Annotated in this window: 12 protein-coding genes; all 12 read left to right on the top strand. The window is 45.2% G+C overall.

Annotation, left to right across the window (positions count from 1 at the left end; genetic code table 11):
- Position 1 precedes the first annotated feature (1 nt).
- Genes L6C30_RS00275 through L6C30_RS00220 form a run of 12 tightly spaced genes read left to right on the top strand, consistent with a single transcriptional unit; the run spans position 2 to position 10,158 of the window.
- A complete protein-coding gene (locus L6C30_RS00275) occupies positions 2-1,207 on the top strand; it encodes a P22 phage major capsid protein family protein (protein WP_236162276.1) in 1,206 nt (401 codons plus the stop codon).
- 54 nt (positions 1,208-1,261) lie between these two features.
- Positions 1,262-1,678, top strand: a complete 417-nt coding sequence (locus L6C30_RS00270) for a hypothetical protein (protein WP_236162277.1) — start codon at positions 1,262-1,264, stop codon at positions 1,676-1,678.
- 54 nt (positions 1,679-1,732) lie between these two features.
- Positions 1,733-2,359 carry a hypothetical protein gene (locus L6C30_RS00265; RefSeq protein ID WP_236162278.1) on the top strand — a complete coding sequence of 209 codons (627 nt, stop codon included), beginning with the start codon at positions 1,733-1,735 and terminating at the stop codon, positions 2,357-2,359.
- On the top strand, positions 2,346-3,752 hold the full coding sequence (locus L6C30_RS00260; RefSeq protein WP_236162279.1) for a packaged DNA stabilization protein: 1,407 nt from the start codon (positions 2,346-2,348) through the stop codon (positions 3,750-3,752). Before L6C30_RS00265 ends, L6C30_RS00260 begins: the two co-directional genes overlap by 14 nt.
- Before the next feature lie 5 nt (positions 3,753-3,757).
- The gene (locus tag L6C30_RS00255; protein ID WP_236162280.1) at positions 3,758-4,102 is read left to right on the top strand and encodes a hypothetical protein; all 345 of its coding nucleotides are present in this window, start codon (positions 3,758-3,760) and stop codon (positions 4,100-4,102) included.
- A complete protein-coding gene (locus tag L6C30_RS00250; RefSeq protein ID WP_236162281.1) occupies positions 4,089-4,421 on the top strand; it encodes a hypothetical protein in 333 nt (110 codons plus the stop codon). Before L6C30_RS00255 ends, L6C30_RS00250 begins: the two co-directional genes overlap by 14 nt.
- Positions 4,418-4,858, top strand: a complete 441-nt coding sequence (locus tag L6C30_RS00245; RefSeq protein ID WP_236162282.1) for a GNAT family N-acetyltransferase — start codon at positions 4,418-4,420, stop codon at positions 4,856-4,858. Before L6C30_RS00250 ends, L6C30_RS00245 begins: the two co-directional genes overlap by 4 nt.
- An 8-nt stretch (positions 4,859-4,866) precedes the next feature.
- Positions 4,867-5,514, top strand: a complete 648-nt coding sequence (locus tag L6C30_RS00240; RefSeq protein WP_236162283.1) for a DNA transfer protein p32 — start codon at positions 4,867-4,869, stop codon at positions 5,512-5,514.
- Between the two features lie 8 nt (positions 5,515-5,522).
- Positions 5,523-6,881 (top strand): hypothetical protein, encoded by a 1,359-nt coding sequence (locus tag L6C30_RS00235; protein ID WP_236162284.1) that lies wholly within the window; start codon positions 5,523-5,525, stop codon positions 6,879-6,881.
- Between the two features lie 7 nt (positions 6,882-6,888).
- Complete coding sequence (locus L6C30_RS00230; protein ID WP_236162285.1) at positions 6,889-7,602, top strand: glycoside hydrolase family 104 protein; 714 nt, start codon at positions 6,889-6,891, stop codon at positions 7,600-7,602.
- A 1-nt stretch (position 7,603) separates the two neighbouring features.
- On the top strand, positions 7,604-9,889 hold the full coding sequence (locus tag L6C30_RS00225) for a hypothetical protein (RefSeq protein WP_236162286.1): 2,286 nt from the start codon (positions 7,604-7,606) through the stop codon (positions 9,887-9,889).
- A gap of 38 nt (positions 9,890-9,927) precedes the next feature.
- Positions 9,928-10,158 carry a hypothetical protein gene (locus tag L6C30_RS00220; protein ID WP_236162287.1) on the top strand — a complete coding sequence of 77 codons (231 nt, stop codon included), beginning with the start codon at positions 9,928-9,930 and terminating at the stop codon, positions 10,156-10,158.
- Positions 10,159-10,297 lie beyond the last annotated feature (139 nt).

Here is a 10,297-nt window from a genome sequence, read left to right as displayed (position 1 = left end):
TATGGCTAACCAAGTTTTAACCCATCAAATGATTGCTCGTGAAGCTGCAAAGATGCTCGAAGAGCTTGCACCGTTCACAGCAAATATCAACAAGGGCCGTCAAGATGAGTTTGGCACTGATGTGTCAGGCTTCAAAAAAGGCGACACAGTAAAAATCAAAATTCCGACTGCTGGTAAAGTGTTTGATGGTGCAACATTTGCTGCAGGTGGTTCTGCTGCGGATGTGATCGAAGAATCGGTAAACTTATCGCTGGATACGCAAAAGCACATTGCTCTGCAGTTTGGCACCAAAGAGAAGATGCTCGACATCTCGGACTTTAAAGAGCGTATCTTGATGCCGCAAATGCGCACCCTTGCGTCTGTGGTTGAAGCTGACTTGATCTCTAAAGCCGTTCTAGGTGTTCCAAACACTGTATCAATGAACACAGCAGGTACTAACCCATCAAATGCATTGGCTCTAGCTCGTGCCAAGATGAACCAATACTTAGCTCCAGCAGGTGACCGTTCAACTTTAATCACAAGCACAGCAAACGTGGCGTTATCTGGTGAAATCTCTCGCTTGTATAACCCGACTCAAGCATCTAGCAAAGCATACCTTGATGGCTATGTAGCAACTGCGTTTGGTCAAGACTTGTATGAACACCAGTCAATCCCGACGCATACCAAAGGCACAGCGGAAACTGTGACCGTTGCAGCAGCATCGCAAACTGGTGACACCATTAAAATGGCGGCTGGTACTGCAGGCACATTGGTTAAAGGTGAAGTGATTACCATCGCTGGTGTGAATGCGGTTCATCCGTTGACTGGTCAAGACACTGGCGTGTTACAACAATTCGTTGTGACTGAAACTGTAACAGTGGCAACAACTGCAACTGATGTGAAGATTTACCCATCAATCAACACAACTGCACCAAACAAAACTGTTTCTGCTGGCCCTGCAAATACTGCGGCGGTTACTTCGGTTTCTGTGGCTGGCGTGCAAAACCTTGCGTTCCACAAAGACGCATTCACGGCAGCATTCGCACCATTACCAGTGATTGCATCATGTGAAGGTTACACAGCACGTTTGCCAAGCGGTATTAGTGTTCGTGTGATGACGTTTGGTGATGGTAACAACGATCTTGAGCGTACTCGTATCGACGTACTGTATGGCTTCCAAACAGTTCGTGGTTTACATGCGGTTCGTATTCCACAAGTGACTTCATAAGTTAAACGGGCGGGGCTTCGGCTCCGTCTTTTTATTTATCTTGAGGATTGAAACATGCAATACCCAAAGATGCTCTACAAGGGCAGTCAAGCGAAATACACATACGAAATCGCACAACATGAAGCGCATGAAGATGAACTTCGCGAACAAGGTTGGATTGGTTTTTATGATCTGCCAGAGCAAAGTGAAAGTGAGAAAGTTGGTGAGATTTACTCAACCGACCTAAAAGCATCAGATGAAGCATTGGCTGAAGCAAAGGATGAAATTGAACGACTGAACAACATCATCGCCAACGGTATGCAAGAAAACATCGAGCTACGCAAGCAGATTCGATTTAAAGAATTGGAAGATACCCCAGCAGATGACTTAAAGGTGATGCTTGATGAAAAAGGTGTGCAATATGGCGCACGAGATAACAAAGCAACCTTGGTGAACTTGGTGTTAAGCCATGAAGCTAATCATCAGGACTGATTCACAGAAAATTATTGAAGCTTTAATTTTAAAAGGTTGGATAGGTAGATAATCATGAACGTCACCAAGATCATTGAATCAGCACTTAAACAGTTAGGGGTATTGGCCGCAGGTGAGAATGCTGAAGCAAGCGAGCTTGTGGACGCACTTTACTCTCTACAGGGTGTTTTGGCTCAATGGGCCACAATGCGACTCTATGTAAACAAGGTGCAGGAAATCACGCTAAACCTAACAGGTACAGCAACCATTTCCCCTGATGCTTTGGATAACCCAGCACTGGTCGCATCCATTCAGCACGTTTCCGATACCGCTACACTAGATGGTGAGCCAATTCGATTGGTTCGTGACACCAACACAACCACAACCAATCCGGCGGTCACTTACTCGGTATCTGGCAACATCTGGACATTTAGCGGCACTGGTGAATTAAAGTTCAAGGCTTTCTCTTTGCCATACGCATTAGAGCCTGGTGATGAATTGGTGCTACCACCACAGTATGAGCGAGCCTTGTTTTTAACGCTGGCGGTTGAGCTTGCGCCAATGTTTGGGCTCGAGCCTACGCAAATGCTCTTACTGAACCAGCGCAATGCTATCGAAGTCTTGAGGCGCAGCAATATTACACCGCTGTATGTGAAAAACGACTTGGATATTGGGGTGAGTGGATACGATGAATGTTATTGATTTGCCGATTGTTGGTCAGTCCTACCACCTTAAAGACTGGGCAATTGACTGCCAGCGCACTTTAAATTTCTACCCTCAAGTGGTTGAAAGTGGTAATACTCCGCAGGTGTCGGCATTATTACCAACACCAGGGCTAGTAAAAAGGTTTGGATTCTCAGGCGCTATTCGTGGTCTGTATGCGCTTAATAGCGCTGTTTTGGTCGTGGCAGGTCAGACACTATATCGAGTTGATAAAAACGACAATGTGAAGCAGATAGGCGCAATTACCGGAACAGATATTGTCTATTTTGCTGACAATGGCATTCATGTCATGATTGTCGGGGGAAGCACCTATAAATACACTATTACCAGTGAATTACTAAGCGTCATTAATGCTAGTGACGGCTCTGAGTTCATGGGTGCTTCTGATGTAACCTTGCTTGATTCCCGTCTTGTATGGACTGTTCCAAATTCAGGTCGGATTCAATGGTCAGACTTACTTGAAACCGCAACATCCGGCTTAAACTACGCCACCGCAGAAGCGAAGTCGGACAACCTGATCAGAACTATCACCGTAAATAGCCAACTTTGGTTGATTGGCGAAAAGACAACTGAGGTCTGGATAAGCACCGGCAATCCAGACTTGCCATTTCAGCGCATGTCAGGTGCTTTCATTGCAACTGGTTGTGCTGCTAAAAATTCTGTTTGTGTGTTTGGTGGTGGACTGGCATGGCTTACACGCTCCGAGCACGGTCAGGCGCAAATTGTCGTAACACAAGGCTATCAGGCGCAGCGCGTATCAAATCATGCAATTGAAACGGAAATTGCAAACTACGAGCGCGTTGATGATGCTTATTCATTTGCTTATCAACAAGACGGTCATGCTTTCTTGATGATGACTTTCCCGACCGCTAAAAAAACATGGTGTTTTGATGCGACCACGAATATGTGGCATGAGCGTAGTTTTTATAATTTGACTGAGTATCAGCATGAGCACCACCGCGCTATGACCCATGTGTTTTTTAATGGTGAGCACTTGGTGGGTGATCGATCTAACGGCATTGTTTACCGATTATGCCCCGATTGCAGTACCGACAACTTAGAGCCAATTCTACGAGAGCGAGTTACACCAGTCATTAACCCGCAAGGCTCACAACTGGTATTTGATGCAGTTGAGTTGATATTACAAACCGGTCAGCAGGAAAACACTAATCCGGTAGTTCGCCTGGACTGGTCAGACGATCGTGGCAAATCATGGTCCAAAGACCGAGTTTTGGATTTTGGTGCAATTGGTGAATTCAACAAGCGCACTGTATTTAATCGATTGGGGCAGTCCAGAAACCGAGTATTCCGACTAAGAATCAGTGATTCAAGCCGACTGGTTATTCTTGGGGCTAAAGCAAGGGTGAGATAAAGCCAATGTTTGATACAACTCAGGTGCCGATTCAAGAGCCAATGTATATCAATGGGCAATTGTCGCAAGTCTGGTATATGTTCTTTTTGCGGTTGTCACAGGTGGCATCGGTTGATGATCAGGCCGACTTAGCTGAAATCACACAGATGGCTCATCAATTGCCACCGCAAGCCATACAAAACCAAACCTTATTAGATTTAAGCGCAATAAAAGATGAGCTTTATGTGGCGCCTATACAGCAAGCCGCTCAAGATCAAATACAGCCGCTTCAAGCGGTTTTTTTATTGCCTGAATTTCATGCACCGCTGGCAATAGTGCCATCAAGCGAGATACTTAATGATTCTATATAAAACACCGTTCAAGCCGCAAACCTTGGTTGCTGGTGATGTTTTGGCGTATGAAGTTAAAAGCGCAGCAATCGCCCATATTCGAGCTTGTACCTTTCACAATGCAAGTGGGGATAACGTAAATATTGAGGTTTATATTTTGCCTTCCAATATCAGCGCTCCCGCCGCATCAGCTCAGCGTCTTGTAAAGAAAATCCTTATGCCGAATGAAAGCTACCTTTGCCCAGAAGTGGTTAATCATGTGCTTGAAGGCGGGTTTAAGGTTTATTTCAAAGGCGAAGGTTGCAACGCCATGCTTTCTGTATCGGAGCAAGCACAGTGATTACGATTCAGCGCGAGAAGTGGATTGATTGCATAGAGGAGTTGATGCCGTTATGTAAACAGGTTTTTGAACTAGGGGAATCTGGATTCACTGGCTTGCAGCTCAACTTTGATGTTGAATTGTTTGAACACTGCGAACAGCTTGATAGCTTCCATTGTTTGGTGATGCGGAAAGATGGTGCAGCAATCGGCTTTCACTGGATATTCATTACACCAATGCTTCGACATAAGGGCATGACTCAAGCACATACCGATGCAATTTTCGTTGATCCGGATTATCGCAACCACTCTGCAAAACTGCTGCAATTCTCTGAGCAATACATCAAAGAGCGAGCGCAATTTTGGACGCTGGCAAACCTTGCCGCGAATGACTGTCAGGCCATGTGGCAGCGCAAAGGCTTCCAGCCAATCGAAACAATCATGTTTAAAAAATTATGAGGTGAAGTATGTCATTCGTAGGGAAAGCGCTCGGCTCATTAACCGGGGCAAATCAGCAGGCGAAAGCAGCCCAGAACGCAGCAAACACGCAGGCAGCAGCATCAAGAGAAGCAACCCAAATTCAAAAAGATATGTACGACCAAACCCGTACAGACTTAATGCCTTATGCAGATGCTGGTAAAAACTCACTAGCTCAATTAATGGGTCAAATGGGCCCTGATGGTTATTTTAACCAAACCTACACTGGTCAAGATATTTACAGCGACCCAAGTTATCGGTTCCGACTACAACAGGGTCAGGACGCTATTCAATCGAGTGCTGCTGCACGTGGTGGTTTGCTGTCAGGCGCAACATTAAAAGCACTACAGGGCTATGGCCAAAACATGGCGAGTCAAGAGTATCAAAATGCCTACAACCGGTTTAACGCAGATCAGACTAACCAGTACAACCGATTGTCAAACCTTGTTGGTGTTGGTCAAAACGCAGCGGCTCAACAAGGGAACGCAGGCGCTCAGACCGCTCAAGCCGTGGCAAATAACACCATGGCAGGGGCTAATGCTCAGGCTGCTGGGCAGATTGCGGCTGGAAACCGAACAGCCAATACATTTGGCTCTGTGGTTGGTGCTGGTCTTGGTGTTGCTGGATTATTTATTTGAGGTGAAATATGGCGATTGATCCAAATATTATTCTTCAGGGCGCGGCAATGCAGCAGGAGATCCAGCAGCGAAATAACGCTGGTTTGCAAAACCTGATTGGCGCCATTGGTCAGATTGGGTATGACAGCAAAGTTCGAAAAATGCGACAACTTCAAGACCCTAAAGAACAGCAAGCCTTTGCGAATAACTCTATTTTTGCAAACAGGCTAAATACCCAACTTAAAGCCGACCAACTTGCATCAGCAAAAGCCGCAGCAGATCAACTGAAGTTCAATGCTGACCTTGGCAAAACTTATGCTGAAATTGGAAAGATTGGCTCCGAGTCAGGAAAAATTGGCGCTGAAACTGGAAAGATCACCACCGAAACAGGCATTACACGCCAAAACAATGTCGGCTCTATCTGGTCGGCATTTCTAACTGGTGGGCCAAATGCAGCAAAAGCACAACTTGAGAGCATGAAAAACAATGGTGTGATCAGTCCTGAGAACTATCAGGCCGAGCTTGATGCGCTGACCAATATGCCAACCAATGCTGCTGAGGCGCAACAATATGCACTAGGTCGCTTCAAAGGATTGCAAGATCCGAAATACTCACTCACTACTGCTGACAATGTTTTGGATAACCAAACATCCGCCAACAACAATATCCGGACTACTCAGGCGAGTATTTACAGCACTGACAAAGACTATCAGCTTGGGCAGCAAGAGCTACAAGTCAAGCAGGCTCTTGAGCAACAGAAAATCAATATTGAGCAGAATCAAGGCGAGGTTGTGGCTGGTGCGGATGGTATGGGGTATATCTTCTACAAGAACCGCCCAGCAGGGAGTAGATACGAGCCACTGCTTGGTCAGGATGGAAAACACGCTAAAGCGCCTGCTGCCAATTCTGGCAAAGGTGGCATGTCTGCAACTGCGCAAAAAGAGCTGTTTGAGGTTACGGACTCTATTTCTGCTGCTCAAAACGGTATTGAAAACCTGCGTGCTGCATTGAATTACAGCAAAACTGCATACGATGGTTTTGGTGCTACACAGCGAGCCGCAGTTGCTGGAAACCTGACAGACAGTGAAGCAGCAACAGCAACAGCTATGCTGAATAACATTGTCACTGGTAATGCCCTGGAAATGCTGAAAGCCACATTTGGTGGTGCGCCTACAGAGGGTGAGCGAGCAATCTTGCTGCAACTGCAAGGTTCGGCAAACTTGCCACGTGCGCAGCGTGAAGCAATCTACAATCGAGCTATTCAGATGGCAGAGCGCAGACTGCAATCTAATCAAGCCAAGGCTGAGGGCATTCGCAACGGAAGCTATTTCCAATCTCAGCAAGGCGGTGGCGGCTCTGGTGGTGCGTCACTCTCTTACTTCAAATAGGTGAAGCATGGCATCCCCTCAGCAGTATTTAAACAATCCAAACGTGCGAAAGTTGCTTGATGTTATTGCCAGCGCTGAGGGTGTTCGGCATGGCTATAACACCATCTTCGGCAACGAGCGATTTAGCAACTTATCTGCGCACCCAAATGTGCGAAAATCATTTAGACAGACTGATGGTAAAACCAATTTCACCACGGCAGCAGGTCGTTACCAGTTCTTAAAAGGCACATGGGATGGTCTTTCTCGTCAGTACAACCTGAAGGATTTCTCCCCACAGTCACAAGATATTGGTGCTATTGGCTTGATCATGCAAAAAGGTGCGCTTGGTGATGTGCTGAAAGGCAATTATCAGGCTGCTATCCAAAAGCTTGGTGGTACTTGGGCATCCCTACCATCTTCGCCTTATGCGCAACCAAAACGATCACAAGCTGAGATTAATAAGCTTCTTGGCGGCAGCGCTCAACAAGGCGGTTATCAGCCGCAATATCTGAGCGCAAAGGATGAGGTCAGATTATTTGGAAAGTCACAACCTCAAACTATCAGGCAGAAATATCTAAGTGCTGAAGATGAAGCGAAGTTATTTCCGCAGCAGCAACCACCAGCCACCAGATATTTGAGCGCCGAGGATGAAGTAAGGCTATTCCAGCAAAGCAACCAAAATACACAGCAGTCCAGCTACCTAACGCCAGAACAAGAAGCAAAACTATTCCCAGGGGGCTAACATGGCATCTCAAACAGTTGCATTTATCCAAAATGCAAAAAACAAAGGCATGAAGGATTATCAGATCTGGAATGAGCTCCGCAAAAACCCTGACTTCAACAGCAGTATTAAACAAGCACGTGCTGATGGTTTTTCACAAGAGCAGATTGCTGGCGATCTAGGGTTGAAAGTTCGCTTTGTAGATTCAAAACCTAAAAGCAATTACCAGCCATTCGATAACACCAAAGAGGCACGCCAAAAACGTGAACAAGAAGCACTCAAGAAGCAAGGGCCAACCCAATTATGGGAGTCAGCTTTGCTTGGTGCTGCTGATATTGGTGTGCCATTTGTTCAAGGCGCTCAATACGTTAAAGACAAGATCAGCCAAGGCGTCAACGCAGTTGCTGGCACCAAATTACCAACCAATTCTTATGAAGGAGTTACCAAGACCTATAAGAACATTAATAATGCTCACAACACAGTACGAAAGGCTAATAATCAAGGTGTGGATGTTGGTCGTATTGGTGCAAACATGGTAATGACTGCTCCAATTGCAGGCGCAGGCGGAACACTCAAATCAGGTGTGCCACTGGTATCTAAAGCAGGTGCAGAGTTCCTTGGTAAGAATGCTGCGCTGGGTGCTTTGGTTGGTGCGACTGGTGTGCATGAGAATAGCACGCAACGATTAAAAAGCATGGGTGCTGGTGCGCTTGGTGGTGCTATTGGTGCTGCAGCTGGTCAAAAAGTTGGCGAAGGTGTGACTAAGGTTGCTCAAAAAGCAAGAAATAAAGCCGCTGATGCTTTATCCAAAGTTAGTACAGTGGAAACAAACAGAATCCTACAAAGCATTGATGACAAGCTTGGCACAACCAATATCAATGTTGATCTACATATTAATAATGCCTTAAAGACAAAGGGCTTAAAACTCTCCGACCTGAGTGACGATGTTGCAAAAGGCTTGCGAACTGAAGCCAGAAAAGCACTAGAGTCTGGCAAAAATCTAAACCCTGATGCGGTTGTGCGAAAAGCCGTCCTGGATCGTGTTGGTATTCGTGGAACTAGAGCTCAAGTCACTGGTGACCCGAAGCTTTGGCAGCAAGAGGCTGAATTGGCAAAAGTTCCAGCTGGCGATGCGCTTCGAGATAAGTTTGTAGCTGACAACAAAAAAATTGCTGAACTGTTAGATGAGTCAATTGCAGCAACTGGCGGGAAAGCCATAGATCAGTACGCTGTAGCTCAAGACGCCATGGAAACCCTAACTGATCGCTACTCCAAAAATAAGGAGTTCGTCGGATCAGCTTATGATATTGCTCGAAACACCCAGGGTAGCAATGCTGTTTTGGATGGGAAAGCATTTGCACAAGAAGCGAATGACGTACTGGAGCAAAATTATGCAAGCATGAGCCTCCCAGCAAGTGTTAAAAAGATGCTTAGGGATGTTGAAAAAAACCCCGATATGTTCACGCTAAATAAGGCAGATGAATTCATTAAGTTGCTTAATGATGAATACAAGTCAGCACTTAAACCAGTGACAGGTGAGGGTACCAGCACAAGCCGAGCAATTGGATTGGTGCGAGATGCCCTAAATAATCGCCAAGCACAGGCATTGGGTGGGCTCTTGGGTAATGATTCAGCGGTAGCGTACAAGTTTGCAAGAGATGCTTATAAGGCGAACACCCAACTTAAAGAGCAGATACCAATACTCAAGGATGCTCTTAAGGATGTTAAGCCAGACAAGGTGTTTCAAAGTCGAATTCTTGGTGGGAATGTAGATGAGTTAAATAAAACCATCGAGGTCTTGTCTGCAAACAATCCTCAGGTTGTTCGTGATATTAAGCAGCAGACTTTGGAATATATTAGCAATCAAGCAATCAAGCAGAATGGGCAGCCAAGCCCAGCAGCTATGAAGTCTGCTCTTGATAAAATCGGTGATAGAAAGCTTTCAATTCTATTTAGTCCTGATGAGGTTAGACGCATAAAAGATATTGGAATGGCGATGGAGTACCTCGTAACACAGCCAGCACATTCTTATGTGAACAACTCAAATACAGCATCTGGATTAATGAATTACTTTAGTAGATGGATTAAGTCTGCTGGAGATTGGGGGCAGTATGTTCCAGTTATTGGCAATAATGTTGTTCAACCATTACAGGGTGCAGCAACTAAGGTTGGTGTATCAAGGGCAACCAAGGGAGCTGCATCACTTGCAAGCAAAACACCACTACCAGCAACCCAAACAAGCCAATCGATTATTGATCAACTCACTAAGCTTGGGTTAATTGGTGGAGCAAACACAGCAAAGCAATAAAATTTATGCTATAAATCCCTCATAACTATGGGGGTTTTATGAGAAAATATTTAGCCAGAATTTCTATTGTCATGTGGGGTTTTGCTGCATTTTTTACGCTAATGATTTTTACATCCATTATTGCAAAATGGGATTCGAATGCTTTTTCGTATCTATTCTTATTAATACCAGTAGTTGCAATTGTTGCAGCAATATCATTCATTCTAACTGGAACAATTGACGCAAGAAAGATATTGAAAATGTGTCAAGATGAAAACAAAGCACCCTAGGGTGCTTTTTTATTAATCAGATTCCCATGAATAACCATTTTCACCACAATTTCGGTTAATCGAATCCATTATGCCATCTGTTTCCAGAATGATTAGCTCGTAGTCTGAATATCTGCGAACCTTTTTATATTCTTCAATG

Source organism: Acinetobacter sp. KAM396 (assembly GCF_021602765.1).
Taxonomy (GTDB): Bacteria; Pseudomonadota; Gammaproteobacteria; order Pseudomonadales; family Moraxellaceae; genus Acinetobacter; species Acinetobacter towneri_A.
The sequence above is the reverse complement of the archived record's forward strand: the minus strand, read 5'-3'. Positions and strand labels throughout refer to the sequence as shown.